Annotated in this window: 10 protein-coding genes; 7 read left to right on the top strand and 3 right to left on the bottom strand. The window is 63.6% G+C overall.

Annotated elements, in window-relative coordinates; translation table 11 throughout:
• Window positions 1-1,794, bottom strand: a 1,794-nt coding sequence (locus tag AAC126_RS08625) for a calcium-binding protein (RefSeq protein ID WP_339852214.1), incomplete at its 3' end; no start/stop codon positions are given.
• 449 nt (window positions 1,795-2,243) lie between these two features.
• On the opposite strand from AAC126_RS08625, the gene AAC126_RS08620 reads away from it, so the two are divergent.
• Window positions 2,244-2,915, top strand: a complete 672-nt coding sequence (locus tag AAC126_RS08620; protein WP_339852211.1) for a glutathione S-transferase family protein — start codon at window positions 2,244-2,246, stop codon at window positions 2,913-2,915.
• Window positions 2,916-2,971: 56 nt separating this feature from the next.
• Here AAC126_RS08620 and AAC126_RS08615 read toward each other — a convergent pair whose 3' ends face one another.
• Entirely contained in the window at window positions 2,972-19,372 is a 16,401-nt protein-coding gene (locus tag AAC126_RS08615; protein WP_339852209.1) for a calcium-binding protein, read from the bottom strand.
• Window positions 19,373-19,756: 384 nt separating this feature from the next.
• Between AAC126_RS08615 and AAC126_RS08610 the strand changes: the two genes are divergently transcribed.
• The 3 genes from AAC126_RS08610 to AAC126_RS08600 all read left to right on the top strand — a co-directional run bounded on the left by AAC126_RS08610 (window position 19,757) and on the right by AAC126_RS08600 (window position 22,492).
• The gene (locus AAC126_RS08610) at window positions 19,757-20,341 is read left to right on the top strand and encodes a D-sedoheptulose 7-phosphate isomerase (RefSeq protein ID WP_339852207.1); all 585 of its coding nucleotides are present in this window, start codon (window positions 19,757-19,759) and stop codon (window positions 20,339-20,341) included.
• On the top strand, window positions 20,341-21,816 hold the full coding sequence (gene rfaE1, locus AAC126_RS08605) for a D-glycero-beta-D-manno-heptose-7-phosphate kinase (protein WP_339852205.1): 1,476 nt from the start codon (window positions 20,341-20,343) through the stop codon (window positions 21,814-21,816). The genes AAC126_RS08610 and rfaE1 overlap by 1 nt, the downstream gene beginning before the upstream one ends.
• Before the next feature lie 133 nt (window positions 21,817-21,949).
• Complete coding sequence (locus AAC126_RS08600) at window positions 21,950-22,492, top strand: hypothetical protein (protein WP_339852204.1); 543 nt, start codon at window positions 21,950-21,952, stop codon at window positions 22,490-22,492.
• On the opposite strand, the gene AAC126_RS08595 is transcribed toward AAC126_RS08600, so the two are convergent.
• A complete protein-coding gene (locus AAC126_RS08595) occupies window positions 22,467-24,659 on the bottom strand; it encodes a tetratricopeptide repeat protein (RefSeq protein WP_339852202.1) in 2,193 nt (730 codons plus the stop codon). The two genes, AAC126_RS08600 and AAC126_RS08595, sit on opposite strands and share 26 nt — an antisense overlap.
• Window positions 24,660-24,795: 136 nt before the next feature.
• Here AAC126_RS08595 and AAC126_RS08590 point away from each other — a divergent pair, with 136 nt between their 5' ends.
• Genes AAC126_RS08590 through AAC126_RS08580 form a run of 3 tightly spaced genes read left to right on the top strand, consistent with a single transcriptional unit; the run spans window position 24,796 to window position 26,826 of the window.
• Window positions 24,796-25,548 (top strand): biotin/lipoate--protein ligase family protein, encoded by a 753-nt coding sequence (locus AAC126_RS08590; RefSeq protein ID WP_339852201.1) that lies wholly within the window; start codon window positions 24,796-24,798, stop codon window positions 25,546-25,548.
• Between the two features lie 13 nt (window positions 25,549-25,561).
• Window positions 25,562-26,593: a DUF6352 family protein gene (locus AAC126_RS08585; protein WP_339852200.1), complete on the top strand. Its 1,032-nt coding sequence runs from the start codon at window positions 25,562-25,564 to the stop codon at window positions 26,591-26,593.
• Window positions 26,594-26,619: 26 nt separating this feature from the next.
• On the top strand, window positions 26,620-26,826 hold the full coding sequence (locus AAC126_RS08580; RefSeq protein WP_339852198.1) for a DUF6494 family protein: 207 nt from the start codon (window positions 26,620-26,622) through the stop codon (window positions 26,824-26,826).
• Window positions 26,827-26,830: the final 4 nt, after the last annotated feature.

The following is a 26,830-nucleotide window of genomic DNA, read 5'->3' as shown; positions in this document are numbered from 1 at the left end:
GGTGTCCGTGCCGTCGGTTGCGTCAATCGTATCGTCGCCGGCACCGCCGTCGATGACATCATTCCCGGCGCCGCCGGTGATCTCATCGTTACCTGCGCCGCCGTCCAGGACGTCGTCGCCGTCGCCAGCGGAGACGGTATCGTTGCCGCCGAGGGCGGAGATGGTGTCGGCATCGTTGGTGCCGACGAGGGTGTCATCACCGTCCGTCCCGGTTATCGGGCCGGTGACGAAACTGAGGCTTGTGCCGTTTTCGCCAACGGACACATTGATCGATTCGAAATCGCCTTCGATGGAGAAATAATATTCGGGCCAGCCATTGCCGTCCGTGTCGATGACGACATAGGTGGTCCCGTAATAATTCATCAGCGAGACATCGTCGGAATCAAGACTGATGTCGGTCAGAAGCAGGGTGTCGCTGCCGTCCAGTTTGAGGTGGTCGCCCTGGAATTCGGAGGCCTTGCCGGTGATCAGGTCGCTGCCGTCGCCGCCATCGATGGTGTCGTATCCGCGGCCGCCTTCGATGGTGTCGTCACCGTCGCCGCCCGAAAGGCTGTCATTGCCGTCGCCACCGGTGATCTGGTCATTGCCCGCGCCGCCATGGATGGTGTCGTGCTCATCGCCGCCATCCAGAACGTCGTCGCCGGTGCCGCCGTCGAGACTGTCATTGCTGCCGGCGCCGGTCAGCGTGTCATCTCCGGCGCCGCCGATGAGTGTGTCACGGCCGTAGCTGCCGCTCAGGCTGTCATCGCCATCGCCGCCATCGATAGCGTCATTACCGCCGCCACCGATGATCGTGTCGTTACCGCTTCCGCCCTGGAGAGAGTCATTGCCATAACTGGCGCGCAGATAATCGTTCCCGGCACCGCCATCGATGGTGTCGTTGCCGCCGCGTCCGGAGATCGTGTCGTCGCCGTCCCCGCCGGAGATCAGATCGTTGCCCGACTCGGCGAAAATGCTGTCGTTGCCGGCTCCGCCGTCAATGCTGTCATTGCCGCCGCGCCCGGAGATCGTATCGTCGCCGGCTCCGCCGAGAAGCGTGTCCCTGCCGCTGTCGCCGGACAGAAGATCGTCGCCCGCGCCGCCATCGATGGTGTCGCTGCCGCCCCGGCCATAGAGCGTGTCGTTGCCATCACCGCCGTTCAGCGCGTCATTGCCGTAATCACCGGAGACAGTATCGTCGCCGGCACCGCCATCGAGGCTGTCATTACCGCCGCGGCCCCGGATCAGGTCGTTGCCGTCACCGCCCTGGATGGTGTCGTTGTTGTAGTCCCCGGAGATGGTGTCGTCGCCAGCCCCGCCATCGATGCTGTCATTGCCCGCACCGCCGGTGATCCGGTCATTGTCGGCGCCGCCAAGAATGGTGTCGCTGCCCTGGCCGCCGGTGATTGTGTCCTCACCCGCGCCGCCGTCGAAATAATTGTTGCCGCTGGTATCGCGCAGGGCGTCGTCGCCGCCATTGCCGATGATCGTATCGTTGCCGTGACCGCCGGAGAGGGTCTCCGCATCATCGCCGCCATGAAGATAGTCTTCGCCGTTATCGCCGAACAGGCTGTTGCTGCCATCGCCGCCATACAGCGTGTCATTGCCATCGCCGCCGCTCAGCGTGTCGTCGTCTGCTTCGCCATAGAGAATATCGGCACCGTCACCGCCGACCAGATAGTCTCTGCCATCGCCGCCAAAAAGCTGGTCGTTGCCGCCCGCGCCGGAGAGCGTGTCACGATCTCCATACCCATAGATCGAATCATCATCGGACGAGCCGGTGATGGCGTCACGGTCATTATCGCCGGTAATCAAACCAGACCTCTGAGTATCTCTGTCATACGACGAGCGCCGTGCCATTTTTTTGCTCCGGTTCGCGGGCGATTGCGGCTGTGTTCTATAGCCGGGAAGTCCGTTGACCTTACGTTACCTTGGAATACGGATGTTTGAGGATAATTTCAATAAAAATTTATCTAAATTCATCCTATTAGGAGGTGACGTGGACCCTGACTTTATCGGGCAACCACTAAGAAATGGTTATCTTTGTGCGACATAAAAGTAAATTTATATGCATTGACGATCTGTTTGGAGGCAATCGCGCCGCCAGTCGCCCGCTACATTGACGGGGTATCTATTTTGTTTCTCTTTGCCAATTCAGAACCGGGACATGAGCGTATCGGGCATCTCTGCGATGACGGAAATGCGCGCCAGGGAATAGAGCCAGAAGATAGAAGTAAGTAAACTACCAGTTGGGGGAAAATGAGATGACCATCAAGATATGGGGGCGTCCGTCGTCAGCGCGGACGCAGAAGGTGCTGTTAGCCATGGCTGAGCTCGGCCTGCCGCATGAGCTTGTTTTGGCCAGCGGGACCATGGGAGCGGGCGGCCATGTGGCGAAAGGGAATCAGGCTTTCGGGGTGGTGAATACGCCGGAATACAGGGCGATGAATCCGAACGGCACGGTGCCGACGATCCTGGATGACGGCTTCGTTCTCTGGGAATCGAACGCGATCCTGCAATATCTTGCGATGAAATACGATCCGGACGGGTTCTACGGCGCGGACATTGCGTGCTTCGTGTCGGCCAGCCGCTGGATCATGTGGGAGAATAACGAGCTGATCCCGCCGATGCATACCCTGGTGAAACATACCATCAGGCTGCCGGAGGAGCAGCGCGAGCCCGCTGTTGCGGAGGCGGCCCGGACGGCATTGCTCAAGGCATGGGATATTGTCGAGGATCAGCTCTCCCGGACAGAACATATCGCGGATGATCGCTGGAGCTACGGCGATATTCCGATGACGATCCGGGTGCATCGCTGGGCGCTTCTGGCGGGAGAGGAAGCGCTGTCGCCGAACCTTGCGCGTTACTACGGCCAGGTGTCCGCCCGGCCGAGTTTCGATGCAATTCGTGATCCGGCGATGCATCTGGCGGGATAAAGAAAAAGGCCCCCGGGGACGCAATCTGTCTCCGGGGGCCTTTCTTGTAACTGAGCCTAGATGAACGGCGTGTCGATGTAATAGTGACCGCCCTGAACAACCTTCTTCAGATCGCTGCCATCCATCTCCCAATAGGAAACGCCGTCGTTGGCGGCGGATGTGATCTGGATATCCGCATTGCCGTCGCCATTGACGTCTGCAATGTCTGTGATGCTCTCGCCGGCACCGAGGGACTTCACGAAGCCCTTGTTGGTCGCCATCGAGCCATCCATCTCCCAGACCGTGACCGCACCGGTCGCGGTGTTTTCCGCCAGGATGTCCGCCTTGCCGTCGCCGTTGAAGTCGGCCAGGCCGCGGACGGCCCAGTCGGCGGTAAGATCACCCGCATACCCGGCATTGAGCAGGGTGGCGCCATCCATCTCCCAGACCGAGACCGCACCGCTGTCGCTGCGCACCAGCATGTCGTCCGTGCCGTCGCCATTGAAGTCCGCGAAGCCTTCGACGGACCAGCCGCTGTTGAGGGTGCCGACATAGCCCTTGTTCGAGGCGACGCCGCCATTCATTTCCCAGACCGAGACGGTGCCGTCGGCGGTATTCCGAAGGACCAGATCGTCCGTGCCGTCGCCATTCATGTCGGAGACATGCTCGACGGACCAGTCGGAGTTCAGGGTGCCGGCATCGCTCTTGCCCGAGGCCGTGCCGCCATCCATTTCCCAGACCGAGACGGTGCCGGTATTGCTGCTGCGCAGAAGCAGATCGTCCTTGCCGTCGCCATTGAAGTCGGCAACCGATTCCAGAGTCCAGTCCGCACCGATGGTCCCGGCATTGCTCTTTTCGAGCGCTGTGGAGCCATCCATGCGCCAGACCGAGGCGGTTCCGTTATCGTTCCGGGCGAGGAAGTCTTCCTTGCCGTCACCGTCGAAATCGCCAGTACCGAGAATATCCCAGTTGTTACCGAGGAAGCCGGAGAAGCCCTTGGCCGGCTCGTCTGTTCCGTCGATTTCCCAGACCGAGACCGCATCGGTGGCACTGTTCCGGATCAGCAGATCGTTGGTGCCGTCGCCGTTGAAGTCCTTGATGGCCTCAACCGACCAGTTGTCGTCCAGGGTGCCGAGATTGCTGCGCTCGACCACGACGGAGCCTTCCATGGCCCAGGCCGTGACCTTGCCGCTATCGTCGTTGCGCCAGATCATGTCCTCGTCGCCATCGCCGTCGATATCCGTCGAGGTCAGGAGGGACCAGCCGGATTCCCACGATGCGTTCGCGGTGAGTTCGATCTGTTCGACATTCTGGAAGTCCGCGCCGTCACGGGCATCCCGGATATTGATGAAGGCCCGGTCGAAGCCGTCTCCACCGTCAATCACCTGATCGTCCGCATCGGCATAGAGGCTGTCGGCACCGTCGCCGCCATGCAGGCTGTCCGCGCCATCGTCGCCGCTGACCCGGTCGTCGCCGGCACCGCCATAGATCACATCGTCGCCAGCCAGGCCGTTGAGAGTGTCGTTCCCGGCCAGTCCGTCCAGCGTATCGTCAAGTTCGGTCGCGCCGAGGGAGTCGTCGCCCTCGGTGCCGTAGATGGCGTCGTCTTCCCCGTCGTCTTCGCCCGCATCGGCGGAGAAGGTGAGGGTGGTGTCGCCATCGGCGGAAACAGTCACGCTTTCGAAGCTGCCGACCAGCAGGAAGGAGGTATCCGGCACGCCGTCATTGTCGGTGTCGAGCCAGACCCGGGTGTTCGCGCCGTCCGCCATCAGGCTGACATCGCCGTCTTCGAGAGACAGGCCGGTCAGGGTGATGGAGTCGCCCTGCTGGTAATCGGCGATGCGGTCGCCTTCCAGCTCCGCTGCCGTGCCGCGGAAGACGTCGTTTCCGGCGCCGCCCACCAGGCTGTCCGCCCCTGTGCCGCCGGAAATCACATCGTCACCGGCACCGCCGACAAGGGTGTCGTTCAGGCTGGCTTCGGTAATCTGCCGCAGCGAGACATTGTCGATCAGGGCACCGTACTGGTCGGAGGTGCTGTCGGCATCGCCGCCGCTGAAGGCGATGACATGGGCGCCTGCCGTCAGGCTGACGGATAGTGTCTGGTGCGACCATTCCCTGGCCGCGTCATCGATCTTCAGCACCTGCTCGCCATCGACCCAGACAGTGATCTCGCTGGTTTCCTCGACCTGATTGCCGAGCTGGCGCGCGGCGAAATCGAAGCTGAAGCGGAAGTCGCCGTCTTCCGTGATATTGACGGTCTGTGCCATCAGCACATTGGTGTCGCCGACGGTGCCGCCGGTTTCCGGATGGCTGTCGAGCTCGGCGACATGGTTGTCGTCCGCCCATTCATCCGGCTGCTGCGGCGTGCCGTCCAGCTCGCCCCGGTGGATTTCGATCGGCGCCGTGCCGCCGCTGGCCGGGGTCAGGTCTTCGGCGGTCCAGCCGTTGATGGCCGTGAAGGTGCCCCAGTTGCCGTGCTGCAGATTGCCGGGCAGATCCTCGAAGTCGCCATTGACGATCAATTCCGGGCCAAGTTCTTCGGAGGCGCTGGCATCGCCGCCGATCAGCGTGTCATTGCCGTCACCGCCCTCGAGCAGATCGTTGCCGGCCCCGCCATCAAGAACGTCGCTGCCCTGCTGTCCGTAGAGGACATCGTCGCCTTCGTTGCCGATCAGGGTATCGTCTGCCGCGGCCGAGAGGCTCGGGTCGGTGGTCACCTCGATGCTGCGGATCAGGTAATCGCTGCTGTCATGGGCATTGCCGTCATCGCCGCCCGCATAATCGGTCGCGGAGAAGACAAGCCTGTCGAAGCCGCCATCGATATCGATGCTGATTGTCGTCTCGTCGCCGCTCGCGGCTGTGAAGTCCGCCTCACCGACAAGCTCGCCGTCCCGGTATGCCGCCCAGTGACCCTGCTCGCCGCCATTCCCCTCGTTGGAGAACAGTCGGAGGATATCGACGCTGGCGCCGGTGGCCATGTCGTCGAAATCGACGATCAGTTCCTCGGAGAAACCAAGGGCCGGGTCGTAGCCGAGCTGATCCGGAATGCCGCCCGGGGTCATGGTGCCATCGACGCCGAGTGCATCCCGCTCGACAACGATGTTGTCGACGCTTGCATCGCTCTGGCTGCCGTCCGGAAGCGCCCGGGTCGCGGTGACCGTGAAGCCGCTGCCGGTCTGGCCGAAGTTCGAGGAGTCGATGCGGAAGGTTTCGGTCTCGCCACCCGGAGCGCTGTCTCCATCGCCATAGAGCGTGTCGCTGCCGGCTCCGCCTTCAAGACGGTCGCTGCCAAGGCCGCCACTAAGGGTGTCGTCACCCTCGCCAGCCGTCAGGGTGTCATTGCCGGTACCGCCGTCGAGACTGTCGTTGCCCGTGCCGCCGCCAAGGGTGTCATCGCCGGAGCCGCCGAGCACGGTATCGTCGCCCGCGCCGCCGGTGACCGTGTCATCACCCGCACCGCCGGAAACCAGATCGTTGCCGTCGCCGCCATCGATGGTGTCATTGCCGCCGAGACCGTCGATCGTGTCACCCGCAACGCTGCCGAGCAGGCTGTCATCGCCTTCGGTGGCGCTGTCCTTGACCGGTTCGGCCGGGGTGAAGGAGAGGGTGGTCTTGCCGTGATGGCTATCCGCCTCGACCGCCGTGAACGTGCCGTTCAGGACGAAGGTCGCTTCGGCATGGCCGTTATGATTGGTGTCGATGGAGACCGTGGTCTTGCCATCCGCAACCGTCAGCGTGATGTCGTCCTCGTCGATAGTGCGATCGACGATCACGACGTCGCCGTCATCGGTGCTGTAATCCTCGATGACATCGCCGTCGAGATCGGAGAGCTCGCCATAGAAGCGGTCCGCACCAGCCCCGCCGGAGAGCGTATCGCTGCCGGATTCGCCTTCCAGGAAGTCGTCGCCCGCGCCGCCGACCAGCACGTCGTTGCCGCTGCCGGCCGTCAGGGTATCGTTGCCGGCCCCGCCGTCGAGGCTGTCATCGCCGCGTCCGCCGCCGAGCGTATCCTCGCCCTCGCCGCCGAGAACGGTGTCGTTTCCGTCACCGCCGGTGACCGTGTCGTCTCCGGTGCCGCCATCGAGAACATCGTCTCCGTCATCGCCGGAAATGCTGTCATTGCCCGCACCGCCGGAGATCGTGTCGTTACCGTCATTGCCGCGCAGGTAATCCCTGCCATCGCCGCCGTCGAGGCTGTCATCGCCGTCGCCGGCAATCACATAGTCGTCGTCCGCCCCGGCTTCGACTGTGTCGTTGCCGTCGCCCGCGATTATCCGGTCGTTACCATCACCGCCGATGATGGAATCGTCACCATCCTCTCCTGACAGGCTGTCGCGACCTGCGCCGCCGTTGAGCACGTCGTTACCGTCGCCGCCCTTCAACTCGTCATTGTCATTGCCGCCGTCGAGCGTGTCGTCGCCCTTGCCGCCGATCAGGGTGTCTTCATCGTCATTGCCCGCGAGACTGTCGTCGCCGTCGTCGCCACTCAGGCGATCCCGACCTTCGCCACCCGAAAGGGTGTCATTACCGTCACCGCCGCTGATCTGGTCGTGGCCTTCACCTCCGTTGACCAGATCGTCGCCGTCACCGCCGTCAACCCAGTCCTGGCCGTCGCCGCCGAGCACGGTATCGTTTCCGTCTCCACCTGCGAGCTTGTCGTCGCCATCGCCACCGTCGAGTGAATCGTCACCGTCGTTGCCGCTCAGATAATCGTTGCCGGCATCGCCAATCAGACTGTCATTTCCATTGCCGCCGCTCAGGATGTCCGCGTTGCCGCCGCCATCGAGCAGGTCGTTGCCGTTACCACCGTACAGCCGGTCGAAATCGTTTCCGCCGCTGAGGGTATCGTCACCGTCACCGCCATACAGCCGATCGTCGCCGTCCATGCCGGAGACCAGATCGTCGCCATCGCCTGCCTGGACAACATCGCTGTTACCGAGGGCGCTGACCGTATCGTCCCCTTCGGTGCCTGAAATGTAGTCCTGATGTGGGGTGCCGATGATGACCCGGCCCTGCACTTCCTCGGTGAAGACGAGATCCGTGCTGCCATTGCCGTCGGTGGCGATGACGCCGCGATATTCGCCGTCGATCGTGAAGGTGGTGTCCGCACTGCCATTTCCGGTGCTGTCGATCGCGACCGTGGTCTGGCCGTTTGCGACCGTCAGGGTCACGGCGTCCGGACCAAAGGCTGCGTCGGTGATGGAGACCACCTCGCCACCGGTGTAATCCGCGAGCGTGTCGCCGTTCAGGTCAGCTGCGGTGCCTTGATAGAGGTCTTCGCCGTCTCCGCCGCGCAGTGTATCGGCCCCGGTGCCGCCATTGAGCGTGTCGTTGCCTGCACCGCCCTCAAGGCTGTCCGCGCCGCTGCCGCCGTTGAGCACATCGCTCCCGGTACCGCCCTCGAGCGTGTCCGCATCGCTGCCGCCGTCGAGCGTGTCCGCACCGGCGCCGCCGACCAGGCTGTCCGCGCCGCTATTGCCGTCGAGCCTGTCATTGCCCGCGCCGCCATCCAGCGTGTCGTCGCCGGAATTGCCGGCCAGCCAGTCATTGTCGGCCCCGCCGTCGAGATAATCCTCGCCCTGGTTACCCCAGAGCACGTCATTGCCTTCGCCGCCGATCAGTGTGGCGTCGCCATAGCCGTACCGGTTGCTGGCGAGATCGAGCACATCGTCGCCCGAGCCGCCATCGATGACTTCGATGCCCTGCAGCCGCTCGCCACCGAAATCAAGAGCGATATTGTCGTTGCCGTCGGTGCCGGTCAGCGTGTCGATGCCGGTCTCGCCGTCATCCTTGTAATTGTCGTATTGGGCGTGGCCCGGGTTGGCCGGATCGAACGTTTCCGCCGCGCCGATCAGGGTCGGATTGTCCGGATCGCCAGTCTGGTGATGGCGGATATTGCTGTTCGAGTCGACGCTCCATTCGTACAGGTCGCCGCCTTCGCCGCCATTCAGGCTGTCGCGCCCGGCGCCGCCGGAAAGGGTATCGGCGCCTTCGCCGCCAACCAGCGTGTCGTCACCGGCCCCGCCGTCGAGACGGTCGTCCCCGGCATCGCCGGAAAGTGCATCGCTGCCGTCGCCGCCGGACAAGATGTCATTGCCCGCGCCGCCTTCGGCAACATCGTTGCCTGCGCCGCCGACCAGTGTGTCATCGCCGTCGCCCGCGGTCAGAATATCGTTGCCGGTGCCGCCGTCGAGGCTGTCATTGCCGGTGCCGCCGCCGAGCGTGTCTTCACCCGCTCCGCCAAGCACGGTGTCGTCGCCCGCGCCGCCGGTAACCGTGTCATCACCGTCGCCGCCATCGACCAGATCGTTTCCGTCGCCACCATCGATGGTGTCGTCCCCGGCGAGGCCGGTGAGCGTGTCATCCCCGTCGCCGCCGACGAGGCTGTCATCGCCTTCGGACGCGGTGACGTCCGGCGAGAAGGTGATCGAGGTCGCACCGTCTTCTGTCACCGTGCTGACCGAGTTGAACTCGCCGGCCAAGGTGAAGGTGGCTTCGGCACTGCCGTCGCCATTGCTGTCGATCACGACGGTGGTTTCGCCATTCGCGACGGTCAGGGTAACCGCATCGTCACCGAATTCGGCATTGGCAATCACCAGATCGCCGTCTTCCGGATTGTAGTCGGTGATGCTGTCGCCGTTCAGATCGGTGAGGGAGCCGACAAAGCTGTCCGCGCCGGAGCCGCCGGTCAGCGTATCCGCACCCGCGCCGCCTTCCAGCACATCGTCATCGTCGCTGCCGTCCAGCACATCGTCTCCGATGCCGCCGGAAAGCTGGTCATTGCCCGCCCCGCCGATGAGGCTGTCCGTGCCTTCGCCGCCATCGAGCGTATCGTCGCCCGCGCCGCCATCCAGCGTATCCGCGCCATTGCTGGCGTCCAGGCTGTCATCGCCGTCGCCACCGTCGAGCGCGTCATTGCCGGTGCCAGCCGAAAGCGTGTCATCCCCGGCCCCGCCATCCAGCACGTCATCACCGTCGCCGGCCAGGACCGTATCGTCGCCTGCACCGCCGGAAAGCGTGTCGTGACCCGTATGGCCGTCGAGGACGTCATTACCGTCACCGCCATCGAGGCTGTCATTGCCATCGCCGCCGCTGAGAATGTCGTCACCCGCGCCGGCCGACAGGGTGTCGTTGCCGGTATGGCCGTCGAGACTGTCATTGTCCGCGCCGCCATCGAGGTAATCATTGCCGTCGCCGCCGCTGAGCGTGTCATCGCCCGCGCCTGCCGTCAGGATATCGTCGCCGGTATGGCCATCGAGGCTGTCGTTACCGTCCCCACCGCCGAGCGTATCGTTGCCCTGGCCGCCGAGCACAGTGTCGTCTCCGGCGCCGCCGGTGAGTGTGTCGTCACCCAGTCCGCCATCGACGAGATCGTTTCCGTCGCCGCCATCCAGCGTGTCATTACCCTGACCGGCCGTCAGAATGTCGTTTCCGCTGCCGCCATCGAGGCTGTCATCGCCAAGCCCGCCGCCGAGCGTATCGTCGCCCGCGCCGCCGAGAACGGTATCGTCCCCGTTGCCGCCGGTGACCGTGTCATTGCCGTCACCACCATCGAGCAGATCGTTTCCGTCGCCGCCATTGATGGTGTCGTTACCGCCAAGGCCGGAAATGGTGTCGTCGCCGCTGGTGCCTGTCAGGCTGTCATCGCCTTCCGTGGCGGTGACGTCCGGCGAGAAGGAAATCGAGGTCGCACCGTCTTCGGTCGACGTGACAACCGAGTGATATTCGCCGTTGACCGTGAAGGTTGCGCTCTCGCCGCCTGCGTCGATGGAGACCGTGGTCTGGCCGTTCGCGTAGGAGAGGGAGACCGCGTCGTCGCCGAATTCCGCATTGGCAATGACGAGATCGCCTTCATCCGCGTCGTAATCGGAAATCAGGTCGCCATCGAGATCGGCAACATCGCCAACAAAGCTGTCCGCACCGGAGCCGCCCTCAAGCGTATCCGCACCCGCGCCGCCTTCTAGAACATCCGCGCCGCTGCCACCATTGAGCAGGTCATCACCGGCGTCACCCTGCAGCGTGTCATCGTCCGATCCGCCTGAAAGGATGTCGTTCCCGTCACCGCCTTCAAGCATATCGTCGCCGCTGTCGCCGAGCAGCGTGTCTTCGCCGTCGCCCGCGGTGAGAATGTCGTTGCCTTCGCCGCCATCGAGGCTGTCATTGCCGAGGTCGCCGCCGAGGGTATCCTCGCCCGCGCCGCCGAGCACGGTGTCGTCGCCAGCCCCGCCGGTGACCGTGTCGTCACCGTCCATGCCGTCGACCAGGTCGTTACCGTCGCCGCCGTCGATGGTGTCGTTGCCGGCAAGACCGGAGATCGTGTCGTCGCCATCCGTGCCGATCAGGCTGTCGTCGCCCGGTGTCGCGGTGATGTCCGGTGAGAAGCTGATCGAGGTCTGGCCGTTCTCGGTCGCGGTGGTGACCGAGTGGTATTCACCGGTCACCGTGAAGGTTGCGTCGGTGCCGTCCGCGTTGATGGTAACTGTTGTCTCGCCATCCGCGTAGTTCAGCGTAACCGCATCATCACCAAACTCTGCATTGGCGATGACGAGATCGCCGTCTTCCGGATTGTAGTCGGTGATGCTGTCGCCGTTCAGGTCCGCAAGATCGCCGACGAAGCTGTCCGCACCGTCGCCGCCCGCAAGCGTGTCGGACCCTGCGCCGCCTTCGAGGACGTCGTCGCCGTCCCCGCCATCAAGGTTGTCCGCACCCGCGCCGCCGCTGAGCGTATCCTCGCCCGCATCGCCGGAAATCCGGTCGTCGCCATCACCACCTTCGGCGAGATCGTTGCCGGAACCGCCTTCAAGCGTGTCGTTACCTTCGCCAGCGGTGAGGATGTCGTTTCCTTCGCCGCCATCGAGGCTATCGTCGCCGAGGCCGCCGCCGAGCGTGTCTTCACCCGCGCCGCCAAGAACAGTATCGTCGCCCGCCCCGCCGGTGACCGTGTCGTCACCGTCCATGCCGTCGACCAGATCGTTTCCGTCGCCGCCATCGATGGTGTCGTTACCGGCAAGGCCGGAGATCGTGTCGTCTCCATCCGTGCCGATCAGGCTGTCGTCGCCCGGTGTCGCGGTGACGTCGGCCGAGAAGGCGAGATAGGTGTTGTTACCGTCCATCGTGGAGGTGACGGAGTTGAATTCGCCGACCAAGGTGAAGGTCGCGTCATTGTCGCCGTCGCCGTCGATATGAACGGTGGTTTTTCCGTCCGCGACCGTCAGTGTGATGTCGCTGATATCGAACGCCGCCGGGGTGGAGACGCCATCTGAATAGACCACAACCTTGTCGCCGGCATCGGCGTCATAGTCCGTGATGGTGTCGCCGTTCAGTTCCCAGAGCTGGCCGGAGAAGGTATCGGCACCCGCGCCGCCTTCCATGGTGTCGTTGCCGCCGCCGCCGTCGAGCCGGTCGTCGCCATTGCCGCCCTGCAGCAGGTCGTCGTCGTTGTAATGGTTCTCGATCAGGGTGTCGTTGCCGTCACCGCCAATCAGCGTGTCGTTATGGTCGCCGCCGATCATGTAGTCGTCGCCGTCGCCGCCGTCGAGAAGATCCTCGCCGTCCCCGCTGAACAGGGAATCGTTGCCTTCGCCGCCGGAAAGCGTGTCGTTTCCGGCCCCGTCGGCGAGGTTGTCATTACCCGCGCCACCGATGATCAGGTCATCTCCGTGGTCTCCGGTGCCGTAATGAACCGTATCGTCTCCGGCACCACCGAGGACTGTGTCGCTGCCCTCACCGGTATAAATGGAGTCGTCGCCCGCGCCGCCTTCGATACTGTCATCGCCGTTGCCGGCATTGATCGTATCGTCGCCGTCGCCGCCGAGCAGGGTGTCGTCGCTGCCGGATGCCGCGGTCTCGGTGGTGAACTCAATGGACTTGATCAGATAGTCGCTTGAGTCGCTGCCGCCGTTCGGGCCGTTCGCATAATCGGTTGCGGAGAAGACGAGTTTGTCGAAGCCGCCATCGATATCGATGGAGAGGGTTGTCGAAGAGCCGCCCTCAGCCGTGAAATCGGCTTCACCGACAACCTCGCCATCGCGATAAGCTGTCCAGTGACCCTGTTCACCGCCATTGCCTTCATTGCTGAAGAGGCGGGAAATCTCGATCGTGGCGCCCGTGCTCATATCGTCGAACTCGACGATCAGCTCTTCGGAGAAGCCTAGCCCGGTATCGTAACCGAGCTGTCCGGAGGGGCCGCTGCCGTTGGCGCCGTCGACGCCGAGGCCGTCGGAGCTTGAGGTCACATAATCGACGCTCGGCTCGCTGCGGCTGCCATCACCAAGCGAACGGGTCGCGGTGATGCGGAAACCGCTGTCGGTGGAGGTGAAATTGCTGCCGTCGATGCGGCCGGTTTCGGTAACCGGCTCGCCCGTGCCGTCGCCGCCCGTCAGGCTGTCATTGCCTTCGCCGCCTTCGAGCAGATCGTTTCCGTCGCCGCCATCAAGCGTGTCGTCGCCTTCACCAGCCGTCAGCGTGTCGTTGCCGGTGCCGCCATCAAGACTGTCATTACCGGTGCCGCCACCGAGCGTGTCGTTACCCTCGCCACCGAGCACGGTGTCGTCGCCCGCACCGCCGGTGACCGTGTCATTGCCTTCCTGGCCGTCGACCAGATCGTTCCCGTCGCCGCCGTCGATCGTATCATCGCCAGCCAGGCCGGTGATCGTGTCGTCACCATCCGTGCCCGTCAGGCTGTCATCGCCCGGGGTCGCGCCAGAGACGGTGTCATTTCCGTCGCCACCGGAGACGGTGTCGTTGCCGTCGCCGCCAGAGACGGTGTCATTGCCATCACCACCGGAGACGGTGTCTTCGCCATCGCCACCGGAGACGGTGTCGTTGCCGTCGCCGCCAGAGACGGTGTCATTGCCATCGCCACCAGAGACGGTGTCATTGCCATCGCCACCGGAGACGGTGTCGTTGCCGTCGCCACCGGAGACAGTGTCGTTCCCGTCACCACCGGAGACGGTGTCATTGCCATCGCCACCGGAGACGGTGTCGTTGCCGTCGCCACCGGAGACGGTGTCATTTCCGTCGCCACCGGAGACGGTGTCATTGCCATCACCACCGGAGACGGTGTCTTCGCCATTTCCGAAGAGGAGGCGGGTGTTGCCGTCGACTTCGCTGGTTGTGACGGAGCTGTATTCGCCGAGGACGGTGAAGGTCGTGTCCGCTGTTCCGTTGCCCGTGGTGTCGATAGAAACCGTGGTCTTGCCGTCAGCAGAGTCGAACGAGAAGGCATCGGCGCTCAGAACCACGCCATCGACCTGAATGGCATCGCCGCCATCCTGGTCATAATCGGCGATGGTTTCGCCATTGAGCTCGGCCGCCGTGCCCGCGAAGGTGTCCGCGCCGTCGCCGCCATAGAGCAGGTCGCTGCCCGCGCCGCCCCGGATCACGTCGTCACCGGTGCCGCCGAGGACGGTATCGTCGCCCGCGCCGCCATCGACCGTATCGTCACCGGCGCTGCCGAACAGCAGGTCGCTGTCGTCGCCGCCATTGACCAGGTCGTTTCCTTCGCCGCCAACCAGCGTGTCGCTGCCTGCACCGCCAAGAAGGGTATCTTCGCCTTCCTCGCCGAGCATCAGGTCGTCGCCGTCGCCGCCCAGCATGGAGTCGTTGCCGATACCGCCGACTAATGTGTCGTCGCCAGTGCCGCCGTCGATGGTGTCATCGCCCGCGCCGCCGAAGGCAATGTCGTTGCCCGCGCCGCCATCAAGAAGGTCGTTACCGCTGGCCGCCACACCGTCGGCGCCATCACCGCCGCCCGTGGTGTCGTCGCCGATCAACACGTCGTCGTCGTCACCGCCACTCAGGGTATCGTCGCCGCCATCGCCGGAAATCGTGTCGTCGCCAGAGCCGCCGGTGACCGTGAAATCACCTTCGTCGAAACCACCGTCGCTTGTGTCTTCACCAACCACGGTGTCGTCGCCATCTGACCCGGAAACGCTGTCGTCCCCGTCGGACCCGGAGACACTATCATCGCCATCTGACCCGGAAACGCTGTCATCGCCATCTGACCCGGAAACGCTGTCATCGCCGTCGGACCCGGAGACACTATCATCGCCATCTGACCCGGAGACACTGTCGTCACCGTCGGAGCCAGAGACGCTGTCATCGCCGTCGGATCCGGAGACGCTGTCATCACCATCGGATCCGGAGACACTGTCGTCCCCGTCGGACCCGGAGACGCTGTCGTCGCCGTCGGATCCGGAGACACTGTCGTCCCCGTCGGACCCGGAGACGCTGTCGTCTCCATCGGATCCGGAGACACTGTCATCGCCATCGGACCCGGAGACACTGTCGTCACCATCGGATCCGGAGACACTGTCGTCACCATCGGATCCGGAGACACTGTCGTCTCCATCGGAGCCGGAGACACTGTCATCGCCGTCAGATCCGGAGACACTGTCATCGCCGTCGGACCCGGAGACACTGTCGTCTCCGTCGGATCCGGAGACACTGTCGTCTCCATCGGATCCGGAGACGCTGTCGTCTCCGTCGGACCCGGAGACACTGTCGTCGCCATCGGACCCGGAGACACTGTCGTCGCCATCGGACCCGGAGACACTGTCGTCGCCATCGGACCCGGAGACGCTGTCATCGCCGTCGGATCCGGAGACACTGTCATCGCCATCGGATCCGGAGACGCTGTCGTCACCGTCGGAACCGGAGACGCTGTCTTCGTCTTCGTTGAATTCATCCCAGTCGTCGCCGATCACGGTGTCTTCGACGCCGTCACCGAAGAGCGTGTCGTTGCCAGCTTCGCCGCTGAGCGTATCGTCACCTGCGCCGCCGATCAGCAGATCGTCGTCGCTACCGCCAACAAGGCTGTCGTTTCCGCTGCCGCCTTCGAGCGTATCGTCGCCCGCATCGCCAGACAGGCTGTCATCGCCACTGCCGCCATCCAGACTGTCGTCGCCGGAGCCGCCTTCGGCGACATCATTGCCGCTGCCGCCAATCAGTGTGTCGTCACCGGCGCCAGCCGTCAGCGTGTCGTTATCCGCGCCGCCATCCAGGCTGTCATTACCGTCGCCGCCGCCGAGCGTATCCTCGCCGTCACCGCCGAGAACCGTATCGTCGCCCGCGCCGCCGGTGACCGTGTCGTTGCCGTCTCCGCCATCGACCAGATCGTTTCCGTCACCGCCGTCGAGCGTGTCGTCGCCCGCGCCACCAAGCACGGTGTCATTACCCGCACCGCCATCGGCAATGTCGTTACCGTCGCCGCCATCGACCGTGTCCTGGCCCGCGCCTCCGTCGAGTACGTCGTCGTCCGCGCCGCCGTCGAGGCTGTCGTTGCCGTCCCCGCCATTGAGCGTATCCTGGCCTTCATTGCCGAGAACGGTATCGTCGCCCGCGCCGCCGTCGAGGCTGTCGTTGCCGTCCCCGCCATCGACCAGATCGTTTCCGTCGCCGCCGTCGAGTGTGTCGTCACCGGCACCGCCGAGAACAGTATCGTCGCCGGAGCCGCCATCCGCGCTGTCATTGCCCGCACCGCCGAGCACGGTGTCGTCACCGCTGCCGCCGTCGAGCGAGTCATCGCCATCACCGCCAACGACAAGATCATTGTCCGCGCCGCCATCAAGGGTGTCGTCGCCCGCGCCGCCGCTGACAGTATCCGCACCGTCGCCGCCTTCGAGCACATCCTCGCCGTCACCACCATCGATCGTGTCGCTGCCGGCATCGGCGTCGATGCTGTCATTGCCAACACCGCCGTCGAGGCTGTCGTTACCGAGGCCGCCGAGCAGCGTATCGTTGCCGCCCTCGCCATCCATGGTGTCGTTTCCGTCACCGCCGATCAGGAAATCGTCGCCGTCACCGCCGGAAATATCGTCGCTGCCGGCACCGCCATTAATGGTGTCGTCGTCGGCCGTTCCGGAAAGGGTGTCGTCGAGGGATTCCGTGCTGAATTTCAGCTCGGTATCGTCGCCGTTCTGGGTAACGATGGCAGCGGCGAATTCACCGTTGACGGTGAAGGTCACATCCGGCGTACCGTCGCCATTGGTATCGATCTGGACCGTGGTCTGGCCGTTTTCGGCCGTGAGGGAGACATTGCCCTCGGAGAACTGCGTATCGTCAAAGCGCAGAACGTCCTGATCGTCATAGTCCGCGATCAGATCGCCGTTGAAAGAGTCGGGTGTGCCCGAGAACGTGTCCGCGCCGGAACCGCCGACGAGTGTATCTCTGCCTGCGCCGCCCTCAAGCAAATCATCGCCGGAGCCGCCAACGAGGCTGTCGTCGCCGTCGCCGCCAAGCAGCACGTCGTTTCCGCCAGCGCCTGACAATGTGTCGTCACCGGCGCCACCCTCGAACCGGTCCGCATAGGCGCTGCCATTGACCTGATCGTCACCAGCGCCCGCATTGAAACCGAGGCCGATGAAATCCGCATCAATGACATCGTTGCCACTGGTGATGGAGCCGAACACATCCATCAGCTGGTCGTCGGTGATGGTCACGCCATCGTCGGTAAATTCGAACCCTTCGACGCGGCGGAAATCCTCCGTCCAGCGCTGGATCTGAACGAGATCGTCGTAATCGTCCAGACTGGCCGCACCGGGCTGCCAGACAGAGACATTCAGCGTCGAGCCATCGAGCGAGAAGGTGGTGTTCTGAAGAATATCGTCGCCGACGAGCTGCAGGCTGTCGGCCGTACCGCCGTCTTTATCGACAGGCGAGTAAACCGCACCGAGAGGGGACTGGCCGGTGAAGACATATTCATCGAGGATCGTGTCGCGGCCTTCGCCGGCCCGGTAGACGTAGCTGTCATTCCCGCCGCCGCCGCGCAATTCGTCGTCGCCCGCGCCACCCGACAGGGTGTCGTTCGCGGCTCCTTCATTGATCGTGCCGCGTTGGCCGGCGCTGCCTCGAATGGTGTCGTTGCCGTCATTGCCCATAAGGACATCTTCGCCGGCACCGCCGTCGATATAGTCGTCTCCGGTACCGCCGCTGATCGTGTCCTTGCCGGATCCGCCATAGATCGCGTCCGCGCCGTCTCCGCCATCGCCCAGATTACTGCCGTTGCCGAGACGGATGGTGTCGTCGCCATCACCACCGGAAAGCGTATCGTTACCACCGGCCGCCGAGAGGGAATCATTCCCGCCGGCACCGTCCATTCTGGTGCTGTCGGTACCGCTCCAGGTCAGCGTGTCGTTCCCGGCACTGCCTGAAATATTTTGCAGGATGTCGGTGACATCCATCTGGCTGCCGTCGGAGAATTCGAAAGTCTCGACCCGGTTCAGCGAGTCACGCCAGTCGATGATGGTGATCTGGTCGTCAAGATCGAGAATGTCTGAATCGCCATCCCGGATGCCGACGACAAGATTGTTACCGACCAGATCGATCCAGATATCATCCGCGGTGATCCCGTCCTCGAAGGAGAGAACGTCATTCCCCGCAAACTCGTCGCGGGTGAAGAGAACGACCTGCCCGCCCGGTGCCATCTGGGTATGGACATATTCGTCGTGGATCTGGTCCTTGCCGTCACCCACGCCGTAGCGATAGACATCGTCGCCGCCGCCGCCGCGCAGGGTATCAGCGCCAGCGCCGCCACTCAGCGTGTCGTTTCCGGCTTCTTCATTGATGTTGCCGCGTTCACCGCCCGAGCCGCGCAGAAGGTCATCACCGTCGCCGCCCTCGAGGCTGTCATCGCCGTCGCCACCGTCGAGCGTATCGTTGCCCACACCGCCATCGATGGTGTCGTCGCCATCTTCGCCAAAGAGGTGGTCGCCCCCCTCGTCGCCGAAAACGCCATCATTGCCCGCACCGGCATTCACGGTGTCGGCACCGGTGCCGCCATCGATTGAATCAGCGCCTGAACCCGAACTCACCAGGTCGTCACCGTCTCCGGACGAGACTGTGATTTCCTCGCTGCTGCTCCAGTCGATTGTGTCGGCATCATTGGAGCCGGAGATGTTTTCCAGGATGTCGGCCGACGTCCAGATTGTGCCGTCGTCGAATTCGAACTGCTCGATCCGGGTATCCGTGTTTTCCCAGCCCTGGATCACCACCAGATCATCGGAATCATACAGATCGACGCCCGGCTGCCGGATGGCGACGTAAAGATCGCCGCCGCTGACCGTGATCCAGAGATCGTCGGCGGAGAGTCCCGAGCCGAAGCGCAGCGTATCGAAGCCGCCATTAACCTGCTGAACCGGTTGCAGGCCGCCAAGCGGGTTCTTCGGGTAGATGTGATATTCGTCGAGGATCTCGTCCCGGCCGCCGCCGATCCGGAATTCGTAGGTGTCGTTACCGCCGCCAGCGCGCAGAGTATCGTTACCCGCGCCGCCATCCAGCGTATCGTCATAGGCCAGTTCGTTGACGGATGTTTCAGCGCCCGCGCTTCCGAGCAGCAGGTCATCGCCGAGGCCGCCAACGAGCGAATCTGCTCCGGCGCCGCCGTCAATCGTGTCCGCCCCGGCGCCACCGTTGATCGTGTCGGCGTTGCCGGTACCGATTAACGAGTCATTCCCGTTCGTTCCGTTCAACTCGGCCATTTAACGTCTCACGAGGCACAGATATTGTGTACCGGTTATGCCAAGCCGCAATTTATTGCATGGAAAGATGAAGAAATTACGAACGGCGTCGTACCAAAGGGTGCATTTTGCATACATCTTTATGTCTCATTCTGCGACAATAAGTACTTGTATCACAACATACTAAGGATACATCGGAAACTATGATAAAAAACTGCATAAAAAGCCATGTAATTCTTTTCGATATATCGAATCAGAGGTTCGCTTGATGCGGCAGGCAGCATTTGGGATAACATCCCCGCGCCGTGAACTAAAACCGGGCGCAGCCTACCGATCCTGCCTGTATGCCGCGTTCTTTATCCGGCTGGAATGGGCGTAATCTGCAGAGCCGGAGCGCGAGACAGCATGAACCTGACTGCCTTTTTCGAAAGCGAGCTGAGTGAGCATCTGAAAGTTGCCGAGGCTGTACGGACAAGCCTTGCGGAGCCGTTTGCGTCCCTGACCGAGAGCTGTGTGTCTTCGCTCCGGGGGGGCGGCAAGATCCTGTTCTTCGGAAACGGCGGCAGTGCATCGGACGCGCAACATCTCGCCACCGAACTCACCGTGCGATACATCAAGGATCGACCGGCCATCGCGGCAATTGCATTAACCACCGACGGCTCAGCACTGACCGCCGGGGGCAATGATCTCGGGTTCGACAAGGTGTTCTCCCGGCAGATTGAGGCGCTGGGTAAGCCGGGCGACGTTGCCATTGGTATTTCAACCTCTGGCCGCTCGCCGAATATCATCGCCGGCCTCAAGATGGCGCGGGAAAAGGGGCTTGTCGCAGCCGGGCTTACGGGACGCACTGGTGGTGATATGGTCGGCCTCGCGGATCCACTGATTATAGTGCCGCATGATGCGGCGGCGAGAATTCAGGAAATGCACATCACCATCGGTCAGGCTCTTTGCGGTGCCATCGAGATCGAGTTGGGGCTCGTGGAGGCGTAATGACGCACGATTCCGACCTCTCCGCCAAAGTCGAGTCCCTCGCCGGGGTTCGCCTGCTCTGTGTTGGCGATGCCATGCTCGACCGGTTCGTCTACGGGACGGTCGACCGGATTTCGCCGGAAGCGCCGGTCCCGGTTTTGCGGATCGAGCGCGAGGCGGCGATGCTTGGCGGTGCCGGGAATGTGGTTCGCAATCTGGTCGCTCTTGGCGCGGAGGCCTGCTTCATTTCCGTGATCGGACGCGACGCGGCGGGCCGGGAGCTGACCGGTCTGGTGGCCGAGGAGCCGGGCGTTGAGAGCCATCTGCTGACGGTTCCCGGGCGCGAGACCACCATCAAGACCCGGTATGTCGCCGGTGCGCAGCAGTTGTTGCGCGCGGATCAGGAAAATGTGCACGCAATCGATGCCGGTCTCGAGGAAGATCTGATTTCCCGGGCCGTGGCCGATCTCGAGGATTCTTCTGCCCTGGTCTTGTCGGACTACGGCAAGGGGCTGTTGACGGACTCCATTCTGGGCGCGTTGATTTCGGCGGCGCGGGGCAAGGGCCGTCCGATCATTGTCGACCCGAAAGGCAGCGATTATACGCGCTATCGAGGGGCGACGGCGATCACGCCGAACAGGCGGGAGTTGTCCGAGGCAAGCGGGATGCCTGCTGGATCGACCGATGAAATCGTGGCCGCCGCGCGGCATATAATCGAGACGGCGGGGATTGGGGCCGTTCTCGTTACCCGGAGCCAGGATGGCATGACCTATGTGTCAGGCAACCCGGGTGAGGCGCCGCTGCATTTCGACGCGGTGGCGCGGGAAGTCTTCGATGTTTCCGGCGCCGGCGACACGGTTGTCGCGGTGCTCGCGGCATCCCTTGGCCGCGGCATTCCCGTCGCCGAGGGGATCGAGCTGGCAAATGCGGCCGCCGGGATTGTGGTTGGCAAGATGGGGACCGCGGTGGCCTACGCCTCAGAGCTCGCGGCGGCATTCCGGGCCCACGATCTGCTGCAGGGCGAGGTCAAGGTCGCGTCGCCCGACATGATCGCCAAGCGGGCGGAAGAATGGCGCAAGCAGGGCCTGAAAGTGGGCTTCACGAATGGCTGCTTCGATCTGCTGCATCCGGGGCACGTCTCCCTGATGCGTCAGGCCAAGGCTGCCTGTGACCGGCTGATCGTCGGCCTGAACAGTGATGCCTCGGTGGCGCGCCTGAAAGGGCCGGCCCGTCCGGTGCAGTCGGAGGCCGCGCGCGCGGCGGTATTGGCGTCTCTCGCATCGGTGGATGGAATTGCGATCTTCGGCGAGGATACGCCACAGGAACTGATCGAGATGATCCGCCCCGACGTGCTGGTGAAAGGTGCCGATTATACGGTCGAGACCGTGGTTGGCGCCGAGTTCGTGCAATCCTATGGCGGCAAAGTGGTGCTCGCCGGGCTTGAGGACGGCCACAGCACGACGGCGACCATCGCCCGGATGAACGCGGGCCGGTAACTGGTTTTATCCCGATTGGCCCCGTTGCGCTTCGGGCGCATCGGCGCAAGAATGCCGGATCTGCTTGTACTCCCCGGTTCCGCCCGGAACCTCTTTTTGGGGAGGCCGAAAAAAAATCAAAGGGAGATCCTGGATGGCCTACGGTCTGAACGAATTTTGTCGCGAAAGCCATGACGCCCTGGCCCGTGACAACAGTCCCGCGGGCCGGGAAGTGGTTCGCAAGAACCTTGAAAAGCTGCTCACGAACCAGGAATTCGTCGAGGAAGTTTGCGGCAAGGATGCGCCGGTCGGCGTGACCGAGCTGTATCGTGACGATGAGCTTGAGTTTGTCGTGCTGGCCCATGTGAACGACAAGCCGCACGCCTCGCCGCCGCACGATCACGGCACTTCCTGGGCGATCTACGGACAGGCCAAGGAATATACCGACATGAGCGAGTTCAGCCGTCCCGACGGCGGGGACAGCGATGGTGACGTCAAGATCGAGCATGTGAAGACCTACCGGCTCGCGCCGGGTCAGGCCGGTCTGTACGATATACGGGCCATTCACGCGATCGATTATCCGGCCCGGGCCTGTTTCGTGCGGGTGACCGGACGGCCGCTGGAGAATGAGCCGCGGCTGCGTTACGACATGGACGCTGGCAAAGCCATCTTCATCGCGAACCGCTCCGCGAGCTGACGGCTTCCGCGAGAAGGTTGCCAAGATCCCGGGCCGCGCCCGCCGTCCCGACGACGGACGGACGGGCGGCCCGGATGTGGCTGATGATCTCCGCCCGCTTCACCGGATCGTTGGCGATCTTCGTCGCCCTTGCCGCATAGTCGGCGCGCCCTGAAGCGATGCACTCCTCGACCCCCATTGTCCGGTACAGCCCCGTGGTCATGCGGCCGCGCATGAAAGCGCTCGGCCAGGTGATCGCGGGCGTTCCGGCGGCAAAGCCGCCGAGTGTGGTGTTACTGCCGCCGAAATGGATCGGGTCCAGCATGACCTCGGCCGCGCCGAGCAGGCGCATATAGTCGACCTTCGGCAGAAACGGCACAAACCGCACCCGGTCCATGTCAGCTCCGAGAACGGGGGCGAGCCGGGTCTTGACCCGTTCTGTCCATGCGCTGTTCGCGCCTTCGATCAGGCCGATGATGCCGTTCGGGTCGGCTTTCAGAATATCGCCGAGCCAGTGATCGAACTCGGGGTGCAGCTTGAACAGATTTTGCGGGCAGAGATAAAGCGGCTGGTTATCCGGCAGGCCGAAATCGGACTTCTTGCCGGCCGGCGGCACATGCTCGTCGCGATAATTCATCGGAATGCTGGGACTGCGCACCAGACGTTCCGCATAATGTGCCTCCGCGCCGTCCGCTTCGAAACAGTCCGGCGAGAGATAGGCGTCGATTGTGCTGATGCCGGTGGTCACGGGATGGCCCCAGGTGACCCATTGCACCGGTGCCAGACGGGAGTGGGCGAGGAAGTAGGTGAATGGCTCCATGCCGATATCGGTATAGAGCAGCGCATTGAGCCGGCAGGCCGCCGCACTCTCCGCCGCTCGTGCGATATCCGCCGGCAGTTCCACAACCTCATCGAACCGGGAGGCAATCTCTGCCGCCGCCGCATCCCGGAGGCCGGGCGGGCGGAGCAGGGTGAGCGAGAAGCGCTCCCGGTCGATCCCGGTCACCAGATCACCGAACACCGCCCCGATCGTGTGCCCGGCGAGATGTGCCGAGCAGATGCCGAGGCGGATTTTCCGCCCGGAGGGAGGCGGGCCGTCCTCTGCGTGAGGCGCGGTGAAGTTCAGCATCGGGCAGGCGCGTCTGTAAAAACGGCTGATGCCTTGCGCCAGATCCCGGTCGTTCCGGCCGTGATAGACGAGATAGAAATTGGCGGCGCCGATTTCGGTAAGCGGGTCTCTGAGCGTGATCCGTTCAGCCTCGGGAGAGGCGAGGAAGGTGGCGATCTTGTCCCGCGCGGTATCGATCTGTGACAGGTCGTGGGGAATTACCGGCAGGGAAAAGGCACGCCGGACCCTGAAGGCTGGCTCTGCCGGAAAACGCTCTATTGCCGTGACGTAAGTGTCCAGCGCGGTCTCGTACTGCCCGGCGCTCAGCTGTGTATTCGCCAGGTTGCGCATGATCTCGGCCTTGTCCGGGGCGGCGGCCAAGGCTTGGCGGTAGAGCGCGATGGCGCGGGTGCTGTCTTTCCGCTCCTGCAGCAGAATGCCGAGATCGTTCAGCAGATCGGCGAGGCCGGGGGAGAGGATAAGCGCGCGCTTGAAGTCCTGTATGGCGTCCGCCGTCCGGCCAGTCGCGCGCCGTGCTTGCGCACGGTTGGCGAAGGGTGTGTGGCCGGAAGCCTGAAGAATGATGGCCCGGTCATAGAGCGGCAGGGACTCCGCATGATGACCCTGTCCCTGCAAGTGGAGGGCAAGATTATAGAGGGCCGTGAAGTCACCCGGCGTCAGAAGGATCGCGCGGCTTGAAGCCGTGCTCGACCCCAAGGGGTCGCCTGCCTGCTTTTTTGCCGATGCGCAGGCATTCCAGAACGCGGCGTTGCCCGCCAGGTTGCCGGATGCCTCTGCCAGCGCTGAAACTGCCAGCTCTGGCGCGCCGGAATCGATCAGGGCATAGCCGAGATTGAGGCGGAAATCATGCCGCTTCGGGGCGGCAACAAGGGCGCGCTGGATATGAATGCTGGCGCGTGCTGGATGGCCCGCCTGAAGCATCGCGGTTCCAAGCAGGTGCCAGCTATCCGCTTCGGCGGGCGCGGCGCAGAGCACGCGGCGGTATCCGCTGACGGCCTCGGCGATCCGTCCGGCCTGGTGAAGGCTGTGTGCCGCGATCAGCATGTCGCGAATCTGCACGCCTTGTCTCCTTTCCCGTCGGTTGCCCTCGATTGCGGCCAAGTCTCTCGAATCGCTTATCATGCCGGCATGCCGATGGCGATTCCCGATGACAGGCGCGGCGGCCATGGTAGGTTTCGCGGCAAGGGAGTGAAACATGCAAGACGAGCTGACTTTCCCGCCGATTTACCGTCCCCAACGCCATCAGGCAGGGACGGATATTCAGGCGGTCGCCGTGGAAGCGGCAAAGACAGGGGCCGAGCCGGCGAGCCTGTTCTGGGTCGACAGCGCGGACGCGATGCTATGCGCGGTCGTACTGGCGCCGGACCGGCCGCTTTCCGAAAGCCTCGCGGTGGTTCATGTGGCGATGGTCGCGCTCGGCGACTGCCTTGGCGCACAGGTTCCGCCGCAGGTCGAAGTGATGTTCGGCTGGCCGGACCGGCTGATCGTGAATGGCGGTCTGGCCGGTGGGGTTCGCCTCGCGGTGGACCCGTCCGCGTGGGACAATCTGGCTGACGATCCGGTGCCGGACTGGGCCGTGCTTTCCGTCGAGGTGGCAATGACGCCGCGCGAGGATGCGCCGGAGCCGGGCATGATACGGCAACGGACGACGCTCTTCGATGAGGGCTGCGGCGAGCTGACCACCGGCGGGTTGCTGGAAAGCTTCTCGCGCCATTTCCTGCTCTGGACCAACCGCTATATGTCCGACGGCTTCCGCCCCATCGCCGATAACTGGGTGCCGCGCGCGGCGAAGCGGGGCGAGGTGGTGGAGTTGAAATTCGGTGGTGGTCAGTGGAAAGGCACCTTGCTCGGGCTGGACGAAAATGGCGGACTGGTACTCGGCGATACGAAAACGCCACTGGTGCCGTTGACCGATGTGTTGCGCAAGCCAACCTGGTCCCTTGATTGAGGCGGGCGGATAGATGACAGTTTTGGACCCGTCACGGGATTTCTGGATCAGCTCCGGCCATGCGCTGCTCGATCGGACGGCGGACGGACGGCTTGCGGTCACGGACGATTTCCTGCGCGCGATCCTGGCCCGGCCCGAGGTCGCGCCGGTGGAGGAATCCTGCGCGACGGAGCGCAGTTTGCACGCGGCGCTATTGGACGACCCGCGACGGCCGGTCAGCGATATGGAGCTTTCCGCCTTTGGCGATCCGGACGGCCGCGAGAATTACCAGATCGTGCTTGGCTTCCGGGACGCCCTGCTGGCGGCGGACAGTCTCGAAGCCTTCTATCTCTCGACCTTTCTGTCCGGCGATATTTCCATCCCGCCGCTGTTCCTCGATCAGATCGCCCATGTGGTGACCCGCAACATGCTGGAAGGCGTGAATGATCCGTTCCGGGCACGCGCCGCCGAGCTTCTGTTCCGCAGCCAGCGCGTGACGTTGCAGGAGGGCACCGTGATGTGCGCCGACGAGGAGATCGTCGACATGCATGCGGCGGGGCAGGGCCAGAGTTCGCTGGAACGTCTGATCGCGGAGAACGACACGCCGTTGCGCTCCGTCGAGCTGGATGTGCTGACCGAGGAAAACGCGGAGATCTACTGGGAGCGGAGCGACCGCTTCGACACCGTGCTCGATCTCACCTTCACCCGCCCCGGGCTGGATGCGCTGTGCCGGGTGCTGGAAAGCTGGACGGCTCATTTCCTCGGTGCCGACGTGTCCGTGACACCGGTGCGCAGCATCAAGGACGAGCGCTGGGTCTGGCATGTCGGCCTCGATGCGACCTCGACCGGCATTCTGAACGCGCTCTACAAGGGCGAGGATGTCGGCGAGGAGACGCTGGTCAATCTGATCGCCCTGTTCCGGCTCGAATTCAAACAGCCGGAAGCGATGCGGGCGGATATCGCCGGGCGTCCGGTCTATCTCGGGCTGGCGCAGGATGCGAAGGGCGTGCTGCGGATGAAGCCACAAAATCTGCTGGTTAATTTACCGCTGGCCGTGCCGGCGTGATGGAGCCAGCGTAAGGGAGGAAAGAAATGAACGAAGACATCTTCAACATGAGTGTCCGCAAATTTCTGAAGAAGGTCGGCGTGACCAGTCAGCGCGAGATCGAGACCGCGATCCGGGCGGCGGTGGAAAACGGCTCTCTGAAGTCCGGCGCGGCACCGGAAGCCAAGGTGGTGCTCTCGATCCCGGCCGTTGGTCTTGAAGTGATCATCGACGGCACCATCGAGACCGAGTAACCAC

The organism is uncultured Nisaea sp. (assembly GCF_963974195.1).
Taxonomy (GTDB): domain Bacteria; phylum Pseudomonadota; class Alphaproteobacteria; order Thalassobaculales; family Thalassobaculaceae; genus Nisaea.
Note: the sequence above shows the minus strand (reverse complement) of the source record. Positions and strands in the feature narration are given on the sequence as shown.

What these genes read in the sequence shown, in the direction of transcription:
- AAC126_RS08620 (WP_339852211.1), top strand. Translation starts at nt 2,244, where the DNA reads ATGACCATCAAGATATGGGGGCGTCCGTCGTCAGCGCGGACGCAGAAG.
- AAC126_RS08615 (WP_339852209.1), bottom strand. Translation starts at nt 19,372, where the DNA reads ATGGCCGAGTTGAACGGAACGAACGGGAATGACTCGTTAATCGGTACC.
- AAC126_RS08610 (WP_339852207.1), top strand. Translation starts at nt 19,757, where the DNA reads ATGAACCTGACTGCCTTTTTCGAAAGCGAGCTGAGTGAGCATCTGAAA.
- rfaE1 (WP_339852205.1), top strand. Translation starts at nt 20,341, where the DNA reads ATGACGCACGATTCCGACCTCTCCGCCAAAGTCGAGTCCCTCGCCGGG.
- AAC126_RS08600 (WP_339852204.1), top strand. Translation starts at nt 21,950, where the DNA reads ATGGCCTACGGTCTGAACGAATTTTGTCGCGAAAGCCATGACGCCCTG.
- AAC126_RS08590 (WP_339852201.1), top strand. Translation starts at nt 24,796, where the DNA reads ATGCAAGACGAGCTGACTTTCCCGCCGATTTACCGTCCCCAACGCCAT.
- AAC126_RS08585 (WP_339852200.1), top strand. Translation starts at nt 25,562, where the DNA reads ATGACAGTTTTGGACCCGTCACGGGATTTCTGGATCAGCTCCGGCCAT.
- AAC126_RS08580 (WP_339852198.1), top strand. Translation starts at nt 26,620, where the DNA reads ATGAACGAAGACATCTTCAACATGAGTGTCCGCAAATTTCTGAAGAAG.